The organism is Quatrionicoccus australiensis (assembly GCF_020510425.1).
GTDB lineage: Bacteria > Pseudomonadota > Gammaproteobacteria > Burkholderiales > Rhodocyclaceae > Azonexus > Azonexus australiensis_A.
In genome coordinates, this window is the sequence record NZ_JAHBAH010000001.1 from 3,236,713 (window position 1) to 3,252,260 (window position 15,548).

At 63.8% G+C, this 15,548-nt stretch carries 18 protein-coding genes; 3 read left to right on the plus strand and 15 right to left on the minus strand.

The annotated features are described in order from the left end of the window. Positions 1-29 precede the first annotated feature (29 nt). On the minus strand, positions 30-725 hold the full coding sequence (locus KIG99_RS15570; RefSeq protein WP_226460974.1) for a Crp/Fnr family transcriptional regulator: 696 nt from the start codon (positions 723-725) through the stop codon (positions 30-32). A gap of 140 nt (positions 726-865) precedes the next feature. Here KIG99_RS15570 and KIG99_RS15575 point away from each other — a divergent pair, with 140 nt between their 5' ends. Then, the gene (locus KIG99_RS15575) at positions 866-2,212 is read left to right on the plus strand and encodes an NYN domain-containing protein (protein ID WP_226460975.1); all 1,347 of its coding nucleotides are present in this window, start codon (positions 866-868) and stop codon (positions 2,210-2,212) included. Positions 2,213-2,269: 57 nt separating this feature from the next. Here KIG99_RS15575 and KIG99_RS15580 read toward each other — a convergent pair whose 3' ends face one another. From KIG99_RS15580 to KIG99_RS20900, 13 genes are all read right to left on the minus strand, one after another. After that, positions 2,270-2,779 carry a hypothetical protein gene (locus tag KIG99_RS15580; protein WP_226460976.1) on the minus strand — a complete coding sequence of 170 codons (510 nt, stop codon included), beginning with the start codon at positions 2,777-2,779 and terminating at the stop codon, positions 2,270-2,272. Positions 2,780-2,877: 98 nt separating this feature from the next. Continuing rightward, on the minus strand, positions 2,878-3,249 hold the full coding sequence (gene panD, locus KIG99_RS15585; RefSeq protein ID WP_264180423.1) for an aspartate 1-decarboxylase: 372 nt from the start codon (positions 3,247-3,249) through the stop codon (positions 2,878-2,880). Between the two features lie 101 nt (positions 3,250-3,350). Beyond that, entirely contained in the window at positions 3,351-4,175 is an 825-nt protein-coding gene (gene panC, locus KIG99_RS15590; RefSeq protein WP_226460977.1) for a pantoate--beta-alanine ligase, read from the minus strand. A gap of 19 nt (positions 4,176-4,194) precedes the next feature. Then, positions 4,195-5,013: a 3-methyl-2-oxobutanoate hydroxymethyltransferase gene (gene panB / locus KIG99_RS15595; RefSeq protein ID WP_226460978.1), complete on the minus strand. Its 819-nt coding sequence runs from the start codon at positions 5,011-5,013 to the stop codon at positions 4,195-4,197. After that, the gene (locus KIG99_RS15600; protein ID WP_404817908.1) at positions 5,014-5,304 is read right to left on the minus strand and encodes a DMT family protein; all 291 of its coding nucleotides are present in this window, start codon (positions 5,302-5,304) and stop codon (positions 5,014-5,016) included. Positions 5,305-5,372: 68 nt separating this feature from the next. After that, positions 5,373-5,849: a 2-amino-4-hydroxy-6-hydroxymethyldihydropteridine diphosphokinase gene (folK, locus tag KIG99_RS15605; RefSeq protein ID WP_226460980.1), complete on the minus strand. Its 477-nt coding sequence runs from the start codon at positions 5,847-5,849 to the stop codon at positions 5,373-5,375. Continuing rightward, complete coding sequence (gene pcnB, locus KIG99_RS15610; RefSeq protein ID WP_226460981.1) at positions 5,846-7,183, minus strand: polynucleotide adenylyltransferase PcnB; 1,338 nt, start codon at positions 7,181-7,183, stop codon at positions 5,846-5,848. The genes folK and pcnB overlap by 4 nt, the downstream gene beginning before the upstream one ends. 83 nt (positions 7,184-7,266) lie before the next feature. After that, entirely contained in the window at positions 7,267-8,790 is a 1,524-nt protein-coding gene (locus KIG99_RS15615; RefSeq protein ID WP_226460982.1) for a mechanosensitive ion channel family protein, read from the minus strand. Further along, entirely contained in the window at positions 8,790-9,464 is a 675-nt protein-coding gene (locus tag KIG99_RS15620; RefSeq protein ID WP_226442858.1) for a histidinol-phosphatase, read from the minus strand. Before KIG99_RS15620 ends, KIG99_RS15615 begins: the two co-directional genes overlap by 1 nt. Then, positions 9,461-10,102: a DnaA regulatory inactivator Hda gene (gene hda, locus KIG99_RS15625; protein WP_226461845.1), complete on the minus strand. Its 642-nt coding sequence runs from the start codon at positions 10,100-10,102 to the stop codon at positions 9,461-9,463. The genes KIG99_RS15620 and hda overlap by 4 nt, the downstream gene beginning before the upstream one ends. Then, on the minus strand, positions 9,990-11,459 hold the full coding sequence (locus tag KIG99_RS15630; protein WP_226460983.1) for a glycoside hydrolase family 3 N-terminal domain-containing protein: 1,470 nt from the start codon (positions 11,457-11,459) through the stop codon (positions 9,990-9,992). The genes hda and KIG99_RS15630 overlap by 113 nt, the downstream gene beginning before the upstream one ends. Positions 11,460-11,468: 9 nt before the next feature. Next, positions 11,469-12,800, minus strand: coding sequence for a cell envelope integrity protein CreD (creD, locus tag KIG99_RS15635; RefSeq protein WP_226460984.1), 1,332 nt, complete (start codon positions 12,798-12,800; stop codon positions 11,469-11,471). Positions 12,801-12,965: 165 nt separating this feature from the next. Then, on the minus strand, positions 12,966-13,712 hold the full coding sequence (locus tag KIG99_RS20900) for a hypothetical protein (RefSeq protein WP_404817889.1): 747 nt from the start codon (positions 13,710-13,712) through the stop codon (positions 12,966-12,968). A gap of 438 nt (positions 13,713-14,150) precedes the next feature. Here KIG99_RS20900 and KIG99_RS20905 point away from each other — a divergent pair, with 438 nt between their 5' ends. Further along, the gene (locus tag KIG99_RS20905; protein ID WP_404817909.1) at positions 14,151-14,663 is read left to right on the plus strand and encodes a diguanylate cyclase domain-containing protein; all 513 of its coding nucleotides are present in this window, start codon (positions 14,151-14,153) and stop codon (positions 14,661-14,663) included. A gap of 4 nt (positions 14,664-14,667) precedes the next feature. Here the strand turns inward: KIG99_RS20905 and KIG99_RS15645 are convergent, their stop codons facing one another. Beyond that, positions 14,668-15,012: a cupin domain-containing protein gene (locus KIG99_RS15645; RefSeq protein ID WP_226460986.1), complete on the minus strand. Its 345-nt coding sequence runs from the start codon at positions 15,010-15,012 to the stop codon at positions 14,668-14,670. 152 nt (positions 15,013-15,164) lie between these two features. Between KIG99_RS15645 and KIG99_RS15650 the strand changes: the two genes are divergently transcribed. Next, positions 15,165-15,545, plus strand: coding sequence for a VOC family protein (locus KIG99_RS15650; protein WP_226460987.1), 381 nt, complete (start codon positions 15,165-15,167; stop codon positions 15,543-15,545). Positions 15,546-15,548: the final 3 nt, after the last annotated feature.

Below are 15,548 nucleotides of genomic sequence, written 5' to 3' on the forward strand. Positions count from 1 at the left end.
TTCCGAGGATTCAGCCGGCCTGATTGGCTTTAACTGTCGTGTGCCCGCAAGCCGGCCACGTCGGGAATACAGATTTTCCTGCCTTTGACGACAATCAGCCCAAGCTCGCTCAATTCATGCAGGATGCGGGAAAAGTGCTCCTGGGTGAGGTTGAGGCGGGAGGCGATGATGCCTTTGCTGGTTGCTAGCGTGACGGCGATGTCCTTGCCTGCTTCGGCATCTTCCGGAATTTCGCGCAGCAGGTAGCCGATGATGCGCTGCTTGCCGGAACGCAGGGAGTAGGACTCGACGTCGTTCATCAACTGGTGCAGGCGCACCGCCATGCCGGCCAGCATCTTGCGGCAGAGGCGGGGGTCGCGCTCGAGTTCGGCGTAGATCACGTCCTTGGGAATGTGCAGCAGCAGCGAGTCGCTGAGGGCCTGGGCGAAGACGATGTAGGGCTTGTCCATGAACATGATGGCTTCGCCGAAGCTTTGCCCCTGGCTGATGATTTCAACAACTTTCTCGTTGCCTTGCGACGAAGTGAAAGCCAGCTTGATCTGGCCGTAGACCAGCAGGTGAAAGCCAGTGCAGGGATCGCCCTTGTGAAAAAGAATGTCGCCCTTGGCGGCATGGCTTTCGCGCGCCGAGGTGGCGATGCGGGCGATTTCTTCCGGGGCCAGACCGTTGAAGAGCGGCAGGTGGGAGAGAAGGGCCTCGATATTGATGCGCGGATGGGCTGCCATGATGACTCGCTGAAAAGTGTTGCTGGATGGTGTCATTGCCCTGCCGGGCGTGCAATACCTCTTTCGGACTAGGTGCGGATCGGCGTCGGAGATACTCCGGCTGGCGGTATACTCCGTCACCCTCTCTCTGGATGAATTTCATGGCCGCACCCAACGATAATGTCAGCATGGCGCTGTTCTGCGATTTCGAGAATATCGCGCTCGGTGTTCGTGATGCCCAGTATGAAAAATTCGATATCCGCCCGGTGCTTGAGCGTCTGCTTGCCAAGGGCAGCATCGTCGTCAAGAAGGCCTATTGCGACTGGGAGCGCTACAAAGGGTTCAAGGCTGCGATGCACGAGGCCAACTTCGAGCTGATCGAGATCCCGCACGTGCGCCAGTCCGGCAAGAATTCGGCCGACATCCGCATGGTGGTCGATGCGCTCGACCTCTGCTACACCAAGTCGCATGTCGACACCTTCGTGATCATTTCCGGCGATTCCGACTTCTCGCCGCTGGTTTCCAAGTTGCGCGAAAACGCCAAGCGGGTCATCGGCGTCGGCGTCAAACAGTCCTGTTCCGACCTGCTGGTCACCAATTGCGACGAATTCATCTATTACGACGATCTGGTGCGCGACCGCGACTCCAGCCGTGGCGGCCAGCGCCGCGAGCGCGAGAAGCGTTCGCCGGAAGAAGAAGCCAAGCGCAGCGAAAAGCAGGAAGAGCGCAAGAGCAAGGCAGTCGATATCGTGTCCACCACCTTCGTCGATCTGATCGCCGATCGTGGCGAGAGCGAGCGCATCTGGGCCTCGGTGCTCAAGGAAGTGGTCAAGCGGCGCAATCCCGGTTTCAACGAAAACTATTACGGCTTCCGCTCCTTCGGCAACCTGCTGGAAGAAGCGGCAAGCCGCGGTCTGCTCGGTTTCGGGCGTGACGACAAGGGCGCCTATGTTTTCCGCGCGCCGCAGCGTCCGGCCGTTGCTGAAACCGAGAGCGCCGGCGAAGTGCCGGTCATCAATGATGTGACAGCGGTCGACGTCACGGAAACGGCAAAAACCGAAACGCCGGCGCCTGAAGTCGAGGCCTCAGGCAATCCGCGTCGGCGCGGTGGTCGCCGTTCGCGCAATGGCAAGGACCGGGCGCAGCAGTCCGAAACAGTCGTCGCGAATGAAGTGGTCGCGAATGAAGTGGTCGCGGCCGGCGTCGTCGAAACTCCGGTCATGGTGAGCGAAGTGGCAGCCCCGGCACCAGTGGCGCCCGAGTCCGCAGAAAATGTCGAGGCCAAGCCGCGTCGTGGCACTCGTCGTCCACGCAAGGCGGCCGAGGCGGTTGCCGTCGAGACGCCGGTGGTCGTCGAGGTGGCGGCAGCGGTCGACCCCGAGCCGAAGGCGAAAAAGGCGCCTAGCCGCAAGGCCAAGGATGGCGAGAAGAGCCCGGCCAAGGCCAAGCGTCCGGCCCGTACGCCGCGGGCGCGCAAGCCGATGGCGAGCGAGGCTGCAGAGAACTGAGCGTCACCGGAGATGCAGAAAGGGCAGCGCGAGCTACCCTTTTTTTGTCTGCAGTCCTCAGATCACCTGCAGCAGCTTGCTGCGCAGCGACTCCGCCTCGCGCTTGCCTTCACGCGTCATCACGATGGTGTGATACCACTCGTCGTAGAGCGCACGCAGGCCGGCATGGCCGGTCGCCTCCTCGATACGGTCGAGCAGCGAACTGGCACCGAGTGTGCCGTTGAAGGCTTTCAGCGTGTTGGTCATGAAATTGCGCGCCCGTTGCAGGTCGACCGGGTCGTGGCCGGCCGGCAATTCGCGAAAGGCAGTGATCGATGGCAGTGGTGTCTGCACGGCCACATTCTGCCCGACCTTGTCGGTGAGGCCGGCGAGGTCGATGTAGCCTTCCTCCTCCAGCATGCCCAGCGTGTGTTGCAGGTCGTCGGATTGCAGCATGCCGCGCAATTCGTCGACACTGCGTTTGCCATCCACAAAAATCAGCACTCGTCGGACGCGGGGCGTCAGCCCCCCGGCCTTGGTGGCGATTTCGTCATGCCCCTTCGGGGTCTTGGCGAAAACAACGCCCATGGTTTGTCTCCAGTATTTTTATGAAATTCTGCGGGGCATTGTACACAAAGAAAAACCCGCCGGAGGGCGGGTTTTTTCGGGTCCGGCAAACGACAGGATCAGGCGGCGGCTTGCACCGGGATCTTGTGGCCACGACGGACGATGCGGTTCTGCGAATCAACGTAGATCAACTCCGGCTCATGCTTGGCCAGTTCGACTTCGTTATAGACCGCAAAGGTCGCAATGATCAGGATGTCGCCAGGTGCAGCACGGCGGGCAGCCGAGCCGTTGACGGAGATGACGCCAGAACCACGTTCAGCGCGAATCGCATAGGTGGTGAAACGCTCGCCATTGTTTACGTTCCAGATGTCGATCTGTTCGTATTCCTTGATGTTGGCGGCTTCGAGCAGGTCTTCATCAATGGCACAGGAACCCTCGTAGTGCAGGTCGGCGTGGGTTGCTGTCACGCGATGCAACTTGGATTTCAGCATTGTTCTCTGCATGGTTTCACTCATCCAGAAGGTTGGGGGATGCGAATTGTAGCCCCTATAAAACCGCTGTCAACGATCTTTTTATGCCCGGCGGAAGGGCGTCAAATCTCAATGTTATCAATGAGCCGGGTTGTTCCCAGTCGGCTGGCGGCAAGCACGACCATTGGGGCGTCTACGCCTTTCGGCATAGACAGGTCGGACTGTTGTCGCACTGCAACATAATCGCTCTGCCAGCCGGCAGCGGTCAACGCATCCAGCGTGCCTTTTTCCAGTTTTGCGATGTCGGTTTCGCCGTTGCGCAGGGCGTCGCGAATGCGGTTCAACTCGCGATACAGGCGCGGTGCCTCGGCCCGTTGTTCTTCTGTCAGATAGCCGTTGCGTGACGAGAGGGCGAGGCCGTCTTCGGCGCGCACCGTTTCGCCGCCGATGATCTCGATCGGCAGGGCCAGTTGGCGGGTCATGTTGCGAATCACCATCAACTGCTGGTAGTCCTTCTTGCCGAACAGCGCAGCCTGCGGCTGGACGATGTTGAACAGCTTGAGGACCACGGTGGCGACGCCACGGAAATGGCCGGGGCGGAATTCGCCGTCGAGGATGTTCTGGATGGCCGGCGGCTCAACCAGATATTCCTGCGGCTCGGGGTAGAGGTCAGCCTCGGTCGGTGCGAACAGCACATCGACGCCGGCGGCGGCCAGCTTGGCGCAGTCGGCTTCGAAGGTGCGCGGATACTTGTCGAAATCCTCGTTCGGGCCGAACTGGATGCGATTGACGAAGATGCTGGCAACCACGGTGTCGCCGTGGGCGCGGGCCTGGGTCATCAGGCTGATGTGGCCGGCGTGCAGGTTGCCCATGGTCGGCACGAAAACGACGCGGCCGCGCCCCTTGAGCGCCGCACGCAGGTCGGCGATGCTGGAATGGATTTGCATTTGAGTACTCGCTGCGAAATTAGCCGGCGTAGGTGTGTTCCGGGCCGGGGTAGCTGCCGTCCTTGATCGCGGCGACGGCGCGGTTGGCGGCATCGGCGATGCTGCTGGCGCCGTCCATGAAGTTGCGGACAAACTTGGCCTTCTTGCCCGGCGGAATGTCGAAGGCATCGTGCAGGACGAGCACCTGGCCGGAGCAGTCGCGGCCGGCACCGATGCCGATGGTGATGATGTTGAGGTCGGCGGTGACTTCGCTCGCCAACTGGGCCGGAATCGCTTCCAGCACGAGCATGGTCGCACCGGCACGTTGCAGGGCCTGGGCATCATCCTTCAGGCGTTGCGCGGCGGCTTCGCCCTTGCCCTGGACCTTGTAGCCGCCCAGCGCATGCACCGACTGCGGCGTCAGGCCGAGATGGCCGCAAACGGGGATGCCGCGGTGGGTCAGGAATTCGACCGTGGCGGCCATTTCCTGGCCGCCTTCGAGCTTGACCATCTGGGCGCCTGCCGCCATCAGCGTTACCGCGTTGCGGAAGGCCTGTTCCGGCGACTCCTGGTAACTGCCGAAGGGCATGTCGGCGATGATGAAGGCGCGGTCAGAGCCACGTTTGACGCAGGCCGTGTGATAGGCGATGTCGGTGACAGTGACCGGCAGCGTCGTGTCATGTCCCTGGATGACATTGCCCAGCGAGTCGCCAATCAGCAGCGTCTCGACGCCGGCACCGTCGAGCAGACGGGCGAAGCTCGCGTCGTAGCAGGTGAACATGCTGACCTTTTCGCCCGCCTGGTAAAGCTTGGCGAGGTCGGCCTGGGTCAGGCGGCGGGTGACGACTTGTGCAGACATTCAGGTCCTGAAAACGAAATAGACAGCGCCTAGGATACACAGGGCAGCCCACAGGTAGTCAAGCTTCAGCGGCTGATCCATGTAAAAAATCACGAAAGGCACGAAAACGGCGAGGGTGATGACTTCCTGCAGGATCTTGAGCTGGCCGAGGTTCATCTCGGTGTGGCCGATGCGGTTGGCCGGTACCTGGATCAGGTATTCGAACAGTGCGATGCCCCAGGAAAACAGCGCGGCAATCCACCACGGCTTGTCATTGAGGTTCTTCAGGTGCGAATACCAGGCGAAGGTCATGAAGACATTCGACAGCGCGAGCAGGATCACCGTCTGCCAGAGAACCGGCAGGTTGAAACCAGGGAAGTTCACAGGCGGACGATGCCCTGGTTGGCGACGGCCGGCAGCCAGGCAGCGATGCTGCCGCGGCCGGGGATGAGCAGGTCGGGCGCGATTTCAGCCAGCGGCTGCAGGACGAAGGCGCGCAGGTGCAGGCGCGGATGCGGTAGCTGCAGGCGCGGCAGGTCGAGGAACTGGTCGTTGTAGAGCAGCAGGTCGAGATCGAGCGTGCGCGGGCCGTTCTTCTCGGCGCGCTGGCGGCCGAAGCGGTTTTCCAGGTCGAGCAGCGCGTCGAGCAGGCTTTCCGGCGCCAGCGTCGTTTCCAGCGCGGCGACGGCGTTGATGAAGTCGGGTTGGTCGGCGAGGCCGACCGGTGCCGTACGGTACAGCGACGAGGTATGCACGACGCGGCTTTCCGGCAGGTTGGCCAAGGCGCCGAAGGCAGCGCGGACAGTGCTCGCCGGGTCGCCGAGGTTGGCACCCAGCGCGACGTAGGCGAGGCTCATTCGGCGCTGTCGGAGGCGCCGGCAGCGGGCTTCTTGCGCCGGCGGCGGCGTTTCTTGTCGGCAGCCTGTTCCGGCAGGAGCATTTCTGCCCTTTCGTCGCCGTCGACCGCCTGGAAGCGTGTCCACCAGTCGGCGACTTCGATGTCGAGTTCGCCGGATTCGGCGCGCAGCACGAGGAAGTCGTAGCCGGCGCGGAAGCGCGGCTGCTCGAGCAGGGCGTAAGGGCGCTTGCCGGCACGCTGTTCGAAGCGCGGCTGCAGGGCCCAGATGTCCTTGATGTCGCCGGCGATGCGGCGCGTGATGGCGAGCTTTTCGCCTTGCACGTCGAGCACCGTGTCCATCGCCTGATAGAGCGCCGGAATCTTCGCTTCGCCCTTGTTCTTGAGCTTTTCCCAGTGCGCCAGGACTTCGTGCCAGAGCAGCGTCGCGAACAGGAAGCCGGGCGAGATGCCCTTGCCCTTGCGTACGCGCGCATCGGTGTTGGCGAGCGAGAGCATGATGAATTTCTCGCCCATCGGCTGGTCGAGAATGACGTCGAGCAGCGGCAGCAGGCCGTGATGCAGGCCTTCGTCACGCAACTGGGTGATGCACTTGACGGAATGGCCCGAGGTCAGCAGCTTGAGCATTTCGTCGAAGAGGCGGGCGGCCGGCACGTTTTCGAGTAGCACGGCCATCTCGCGGATCGGCTTCTTGGCTTCCGGGTCGATCGACAGACCGAGCTTGGCGGCGAGACGCACGGCACGCAGCATGCGCACCGGATCTTCGCGATAGCGGGTGCGCGGCTCGCCGATCATGCGCAGGGTTTTCTGCTTGAGATCGCCGACGCCGTGGTGATAGTCGATGACCGCTTCGGTGGCCGGGTCGTAATACAGCGCATTGGCGGTGAAGTCGCGGCGGGCGGCATCCTCGGCGTGGCTGCCGAAAACATTGTCGTGCAGCACGCGGCCGTGTTCGTCGGTCTTCGTCTTCTCGTCCAGGGTGCCGCGGAAGGTGGTCACCTCGAGGGTTTCCTGGCCCATCATCACATGCACGATCTGGAAGCGGCGGCCGATGATGCGGGCGCGGCGGAAGTGGCGGCGCACTTCTTCCGGCGTGGCATCGGTGGCGATGTCGAAATCCTTGGGCTCGGCGCCGATCAGCAGGTCGCGTACGGCGCCGCCGACGACATAGGCCTTGTGCCCGTGTTCCTGCAGGGTTTCGCAGACGCGCCGGCTGCCGGAGCTGATCCGGTCGCGGGTGATGCCGTGGGTGGAGACGGGGATGACGGCCGGCTCATGGTGGCCGGCCCGGGGTTTTTTGCCGCCTAGAACGCGGGAAATGAATTTGCGGATCACTTATTACCGATCATTGAGCGCTTGCTGCGCTGCAGAAAAGAAGGAATTCTACCGCAAAGTGATGATTTTTCATCGAATTGGCATCAGTCGAGGCCAAAGAACTCACGGATTTTCCTGCCGATTGCGGCACTGCCCGGAACTTTCTGCTGTGCTTCGTTGCGTCCCTGGTGGTAACCCTGTTCGAGCTCGGCAAAGCGCTGCAGACGGGCTTCGAGAATGCCGGACAAGCTGTCAGCCAGCTCCGGGCGCTGCTGGATGATTTCCTGGAAGCCTTCCTTGTCGAGGCGATAGGCTTCGACGGTGCCGGTCGCGATCACTGTGGCCCGGCGCGGTGCGCCAGTCATCAGGCCGATTTCGCCGAAGACGCTGCCTGGGCCGCGTTTTTCCAGCAGGCGGCGGGGGCCTTCCGGCGGTTGCCACCAGGCTTCGGCCTCGCCATTGACGATGATGTACAGCCAGTGGGCGATGGCGCCCTGGCGGGTGAGGACGTCGCCGCGGGCGAATGGGGCGTTGGTCAGGTGTTCGGCGAGATGACGTTTTTCGCTGTCGTCGAGGCGGGCAAACAGCTCGATCGAGTTGATCGCCTGCAGACGGCGCTTCAGTTCGCGGCCCTGTACTTCTTCGCGATGCGCGGCGCCTTCCTCGACGAGGTGGATGGTGTGGTCGTCGGTGGCGAGGCGGATGCCGTTGCGCTGCAGCGTGGCGAGGACGTGAGTGCGCACATCCGAGTCGGTGAGATCGTCGGGCAGCGGGTTGTGCAGCCAGTAGCGCAAGGTGTAGTGGGCGTAGCCGGGGCCGAAATTTATCAGCACGCAGCTTGGCGCCGGGGTCAGGGCAACGTTGCTGATCGTCGCCGCGGCGATGTCGGCCTCGATCAGCGGTATCAGGCGGCCGGGCTGCACCGCGAGATCGATGTTGAAGTCGATGCTGCGCCGCCAGGCCGGGTGCTCGCTGTTCTTGTCGCAGATGATGTAGTAGCGCCCCTTCATCAGCTGGCTGTTGGGAACGATGACCTTTTCACCGTTGCGGGTGAGCAGGGCGGTGTAGCGCCACTGGATGTCGGTGACCTGGCCGGACAGATCGTCGACCTTGATCCAGTCGCCGATTTCCAGCGAGTTGTCCATCTGCAGCGCGAGGCCGCCGAGCAGGTTGCCCAGGGTGTCCTGCATCGAGATGGCGAGTACCGCGGTCAGGATGGCGGAGGTGGCGAACAGGTGGGTCAGCTCGACGCCGGACTGGTTGAGGCGGAAGAAGCCCCAGCCGATGTAGCCAATGATGACCAGGATGTCGGCCAGGATACCGGCGATGTGGATGCGCACGCGCGGCAGGGCGACATTGAACAGGGCAAGGCCGGCAAAGCGGATGACGGCGAGGCCTTCGCCGAAGATGCTCATCTGGCGCAGCCAGCGGGCGGCGGCGGTCATTGCCTGGTCGGCAAGGAGGAGGCCGGCGAGCAGGTCGCCGAGCAGGCAGGCGGCGAAAAAGACGCTGGTGTTGATCAGCGAGCGGCGCAGCGGCTTCAGCGGCTGCCAGATCAGGAGCAGCAGGAAGCCGAGGGCGAGGAAGGTGAGCGGGGCTTCGCGACTGAGAAAAGGAATGTTCAGCATCAGGCGTTGCGCAGGCTGATCGAGATCCAGTCATGCGCGTCGGCGTGGGCCTGCAGTTTTTCGTCGGCGTCGACCGCGACCGGCGTCTTGACCTTGCCCATCAGCGGCAGGTCGTTGTGCGAATCGCTGTAGAAGAAGCTGTCCTCGAAACTGCCCCACCACAGGCCGAGCGATTCGAGCCAGGCTTCGACGCGCACGATCTTGCCCTCACGGAAGGACGGCACGCCGCTCGGCGCGCCGGTAAACGCCCCGGTTTGCACGTCGACCGCCGGGATCGTGCCGATCAGGTGCGGAATGCCGAAGGCGCGGGCAATCGCGCCGGTGACGAAGGTGTTGGTGGCGGTGACGATGGCGCACAGGTCGCCGTTGTCGAGGTGCTGGCGCACGACATCGAGGCCCTCGCTGCTCATGATCGGGCGGATGTGCTTTTCCATGTACTCGGCGTGCCAGGCATCGAGTTCGGCGCGGCTGTGGCGGGCGAGCGGGGCGAGCTGGAAGGCGAGGAATTCATGGATGTCGAGCGTGCCGGCCTTGTATTGCTCGTAGAACTGGACGTTCTTGGCTTCCTGCACTTCGCGGTCGACGACGCCCTTGCTGATCAGGAACTGCGCCCATTCGAAATCGGAGTCGCCGGAGAGGAGGGTGTTATCTAGATCGAAAAGGGCGAGGTTCATGCGTTTTCCATGTTGAGCAGTTCGCGCAGCAGCGGCAGGGTGACCGGCCGTTTCTGTTCGAGGGTGTATTGATCGAGGGCGACGACCAGCATCGACAGCGTGCGCATGTCGCGCGGTGCGTGGCGCATCAGGTAGGCGATCACTTCCGGCGTCAGCTTGAGGGCGCGTTCCTTCGCCTGGGCGGCGATGGCGGCGGCCTTTTCGGCGTCGGACAACGGCAGCAGGCGGTAGATCAGGCCGGAGCCGAGGCGGGTGCGCAAATCCTCGCGCAGGGCGAGGTGGACCGGTGGCTGCGGCGCAGCGGTCAACAGCATGCCACCACTCATTTTCAGGCGATTGAAATGATTGAACAGGGCGATCTGACCAACCTCGTTCAAGGCATCGACGTTGTCGACAGCGAGCTGTTCGGCGGCCGGGGCGCTGGCCAGGGCCGGGTCGAGCGCCGCATCGACCAGCGCGAAGGTGCTCGCCTGCAGCAGGTGCGAGCGGCCGCAGCCGGATTCGCCCCACAGGCAGAACGAGGTGTCACGCCGTTCGCCGGCCAGCCAGCCGGTCAGGGCGGCGACCGTTTCCGCATTGCCGCCGGCGACGAAGTTGTCGAGCGAAGGCGGGCTTTCCGGCAACAGGTCGAGAATCAGCTGGCGCATCTTGGGGCGGGTAGGAAACAGGGGTGGCGATTTTAGCATCGCTGCCGGCAATCGCCGGTGCTTGCCGGGGTGTGTTGAAGTTTTCCAGGCGTTGCCGGGCGGTCGACAGCGTTTTTTGCCCGATTTTGCCGGCCTTGAACGCCTGTGCCGCGCCGTAGAGGGCGCGGAAATACTGGTCCGGGTCGTAGGAAACGAGGACCAGATCGACGCCGGCGGCGAGCGCTTCGCTGGCCACCCGGCCGATGCCGCGTTGATAGACGGCGCCCATGTTGAGATCGTCGGTGATCAGGATGCCGGCGTAGCCCCAGTCGCGGCGCAGCAGGCCGGCAACAACGGCGGCCGAGTGCGAGGCGGCGTGCGCCGGGTCGATGCTGTCCAGCGTTACGTGGCCGAGCATGATTGCGGTCGCCGGCTGCCCGCCGAGGGCGCGGAAGGGCAGCCAGTCGGCCGCCAGCGCGGTTGGTGTGGCGGTGAGGCGGGCGGCCTTCAGATGGGTGTCCTGGCGTACCTGGCCGAGACCGGGGAAATGCTTCAGCGTCGCGCGCACGCCGTTGTTGCTCAGGCCGGTGATGTAGCCGTCAGCCACTTCGCTGACCAGCAGCGGATCGGCCGAGATGGCACGGGCGCCGATGTTGGTCAGCATGTCGTCGGCGACGGGCCGCGCCGGGCGTAGATCGACGACCGGGCCGAAGTTGAGATTGACGCCGAGCCGCGCCAGGCCGGCGCCCTGTTCCTCGCCATAGCGGCGGGCCCGTTCATGCAGGCTGCCGCCTTCCCGCTCAAGCAGACTGGATAGCGGCGGCAGGTTGGCCAGCATCGGCGAGAGGTGAGCCACGCTGCCACCTTCCTGGTCGGCGGCGACGATCAGCGGCGGCAGGCCGTTCTGCTGGCGCAGCCGCTGCAAGCGGGCGATAGCAGCGGCGACCTGGCCGGGCGAACTGTGGCGCACATTGCGCCGGGTCAGATAGATGCCGCCGATCAGGCCGCGCGCGGCGAGCGGCTCGAGATCGCTGAAGTGCTCGAAGCCGACGATGAAATGCCTGCCCAGTCGGCGCATGTCGGCATCGGCGCCGAGCACGCTGGTGCGCTGCAACTGGAACTCCAGTTCGCGGTACAGGGTGAGCCCGACCAGCGCGAGCAGCGCAATGCCGAGCAGGCGGCGGTTGTACCCGGGCCGGCGCAGGGCAAATCCGGCGCCGGTCATGCCGAGCAGCAGCAAAACGGGCGTTTCCCCGGCGCGCCAGACATGGAGTAATGGATGCTTGAGATGCCAGGCGATGCCGAGCAGCAGGCAAACTGCCGCCCAGCCGAGGGCCGGGCGGAGCAGGTAACAGAGTTGCCGGAGCATCGATTTGCCTTACTCGGCGGTCGGGCTGAGGCTGGCGCCGATCCGGTACCAGTCGAGGCGGCGGGTGGCGAGCATGGTGGTGGCGAGTGCCAGGAAGAGCAGGATGGCGCCCATCAGCAGCGCGTTGTCTTCCGAGAGCAGGACGCCGTAGAGCACGCCGTACAGCCCGGTCAGGCCGCCGGCGAAGGCGAAGCCCTGGCGTGCGCCGCCGAGCGCGCCGGCAAGATAGGTGCCGATCAGTACGATGCAGGCGGCGGACGACAGTCCGTAGGAGACGACGAAGGGCAGGTGCTCGGAAAGTGCGATCAGGAGCAGGAAGAAGATCGCCAGGGCGAGGCCGACCAGCAGGTATTGCATGGGGTGGATCGGCGAGCGGCGCAGGATCTCGGTCAGGAAGAAGCCGGCGAAGGTCAGCGCGACGAAGAGGATGCCGTACTTGATGGCGCGTTCGGCCTGCAGATAGACATTGACCGGATCGACGAAGTCGACGCTGAGCACCTCGCCGCTGGCCGGATTCAGCGTGTTGGCGAAATTGCGCGCCAGGTGCGAGATCTCCCAGTGCGCGCTGAAACCGTCGGCGCCGATCTGGCGTTCGCGCGGCAGGAAGCGGCCGCCGAAATTGGGATGCCGCCAGTCCGACTTGAGCTGGATGCTGTTCGCTTCACCGCTTGGTGCGATGGCAAAGCGTTCCGTACCGGTCAACTGCAATGGAAAGCTGAAATTGAAGGTGGCGCCCTGGGCGGGGTCGATGCTGCCGAGCGCGATGCTCAGTTGCGGCATGGGCAGTTCGGCGTCGCTCTTCGTCTTGCCGCTGGGCGAGGCAAAGCGGCGGCGCTGGCCGTTGATGCTGACTTCCGGGTCGCTGTCCACGCCGCGCGGATCGCTCAGGCCGAGGATCAGCGTCGCCTCGACATTGCTGATCGCGCCGGCCTCGCCGCCGAGCGGAGCAATGACGAAACGGCCGGCAGCCTGCAGGTTGAGGTGGAAGAGGCGGGCCTGGTAGATGCCGCGGTTGCGCGCCTCGACCTTGGCCTCGCCGCTGATGTTCAGGGTTTCCGGCGGCAGCAGGCGGGTTTTCACGACATAGCGCGGGGTCCGGATCAGGCGGCCGCTTTCCGGGTCCTTGCTGACTTCCGGCTCGACCGCCTCGTGGTAGCGCAGGGCGATCACCGGGCCGCTCAGCGTCTGGGCGCCGGCCGCGCTGTTGGCGATGTTTTGCTGCACCTCGTTCTGGCGATTGCTGCGCGCCCGGATCTGGTCTTCGATCAGGCCGAGCGGAATGAGCAGCAGGATGGTCATCAGGCCGATGGCCAGCATCTTGTACAGCAGTTTCTTGTCCATGACAGGCTCCCTTGTTGAAAGTGGCGCCAGTCTCGACGGCCGGCGTGAACCGTTGACGAAGCCGGGGTGAAGGCCGGTGAAGCGAATGTGAAGTCGGGTTCTAAATGTGACGCAACGGTCGACCGCCTGGATTCGCCAATTTTGGATGCGAGGCGAAAAGCTGCATCAATCAAGGCTGTTCGTGCGGATCATCTTTGGTAACATTGTTGAAAATAATGCGCCCAAGCGCAGCCAGGAAAGCTCCCCAACATGCAAGTACGCCGTCTCGCCAACAGTCTTGTCGTTCGCGCCGTCCTGGTCGGCATGCTGATCACCGTCGTCGGCACCGTGCTTCGTTTTTCGCTGCTGTCCAGCAGCATGCACGACAGCATTGAAGCGACCGTCTCGGCGCATCTGCTGTCCGACGCGAGCTACGTGGCCAAGGACATCGACGAAAAAATCGGTCAGCGCAAGATTTTTCTCGAAACGCTTGCCCGGCAACTGCCGCCCGCCCTGCTCGGCAAGCCGGTCGCGCTCGAAGCCTGGCTGGCCGAGCGGCATGCGCTGGCACCGCATTTCTCGCACGGGCTTCTCGTGTTGCCGCCCAATGGCTTGAGCGCACTGGCCGATTACCCGGTTTTGCCGGGTCGGCGACAACTCAACTTTTCGATGCTGGACTGGTTCCTGAGCGCTCGCGACCAAGGCGGATTTGCCATCGGCAAGCCGACCGTCGGTCGCCTCTCGCATCAGGGAATCATTGCCATGGCGGTGCCCGTGCACGATGCGCAGGGGCATGTGCTGGCGATCATTGCCGGTGCCACGGCGCTCGATGCGCCCGGTTTTCTCAACCTGATCCAGGGCAACAAGATAGGCTCGACCGGTGGCTTTCTTCTGGTTTCGCCACGGGACCAGCTTTTTGTTACGGCGCTGCAACCGGACATGCGTCTCAAGCCGACGCCGGCACCCGGCATCAATACACTACACGACCGGGCGATGGCCGGCTGGCGTGGTGTTGGCCGAACGGTCAATGCGGTCGGCGTCGAGGAACTGGTTGGCGTTGCCAGTGTGCATGCCACCGACTGGTTCGTTGTCGCCCGCATGCCGACGGCGGAAGCCTTCAGCTCGGTCGACGCGGCGCGCCGCCTGTTGCTGAAAATCGGCACTATCGCCGGCGTGGTCGTCATCCTGATTTTCGGCGCCATTCTGTTCCGGCTCTTTCGGCCCCTGCGCGATGCGGCTCGCCAGATGCATCTCATGGCCAGCGGCGAAGCCCCGCTGGCGCCGCTGGTGCGCGTGCGCCATGACGAAGTCGGCGACATGGTCGATGGCTTCAACTTCCTGGTCGCGCGAGTCCGGGAGAAGGAGTTGCGCATGACGGAGTTGGCCCATCACGACGCGCTGACCAGTCTGCCCAACCGTCTTTCCTTCCTCAAGCGGGCGCAGCAGACCGTGGCCCTGAGCATGCGCCAGAAGAGCCGTCTGGCCCTGATGTTCATCGACCTCGACGGCTTCAAGCCGATCAACGACCGGCACGGCCACGAAGCCGGTGACATGGTCTTGCAGCAGGTTGCCGTTCGCCTCGGCGAAGGCTTTCGTCAGGCCGACATGGTGGCGCGTTTCGGCGGCGACGAATTCGTCGTGCTGCTGACCGACGTCCGTGATCGTGAATGCCTGACCCGCATGGCCGACAAGGTCATCGCCCGTCTCTCCGAGCCTTACCTGATTGACGGTGCGAGCTATTCGATCGGCGCCAGCATTGGCATCGCCTGCCTGCCCGACGACGCCGAAGACATCGAATCGCTGATCGCCCAGGCCGACGCCGCGATGTACGACGCCAAACGCGCCGGCCGCAACTGCAGCCGCTTTGCGCATCGGGTGCTTTAAGGTCTCAGCCCTCGGGAAAGAACACGAACAGCACGCAACCCTCGCTCGACTGCGGGATGTGCGCGCTACCGGCCGGATTGTGGATGAAGCTGCCGGCCGGATAGCTGTGGTGGCCGTCGCAGAAGGTGCCGGAAATGACGAAGATTTCCTCGGCGCCGGGTGCGTGGATGTCGAGCTCGGGATAGACGGCACCGGGCGCGATTTCGAACAGCAGGGCCTTGCGGCCGTTGTCGCTGGTCCACAGCAGGCGGGTCGTGAAACCGGGATGGATGCTGCGCGCCGGGACGTCTTGCCAGTGGCAGGCGACGACGCCGGCGAGATTGAGTTCGGGTGGGGTGTTGGCAGTCATGGTTGGCGGGCTCTGGGTCGGTTTTGAATCATTCAGCATGATTTTGCCCCGTTTTTAGCGGTCGACCGCTGCCAAACCGCCTTTTTGCCCAAGACAGCCGCCCGGCCAGCCATTATGCTTGCCGTCTATTAGGTAACCACGGAAGCAGCGCCATGCAACTCGCCTACACCATCCTCTACGTTGAAAATGTCGCAGCAAGCCTCGCTTTCTACAGCACGGCTTTTGGCCTTGAACGCAAGTTCCTGCACGAATCGGGCGATTTCGGCGAACTGGCCACCGGCACCACGACGCTGGCTTTCTCGTCGCGCCAGCTGATGCGCTCGCTGGGCAAGAATCCGCAGTTGGCGCGCCCGGAGGCGCCGTGTTTCGAAATTGCGCTGAGCACGCCGGATGTGCCGGCCGCCTATGCTCAGGCAGTGCAGGCCGGTGCTAAGGCGGTGCAGGCGCCGGAGCAGATGCCCTGGGGCCAGACCGTGGCCTACGTCGCCGATCCCGACGGCTTCCTCGTCGAACTCTGCACGCCGATGGGCTGACAT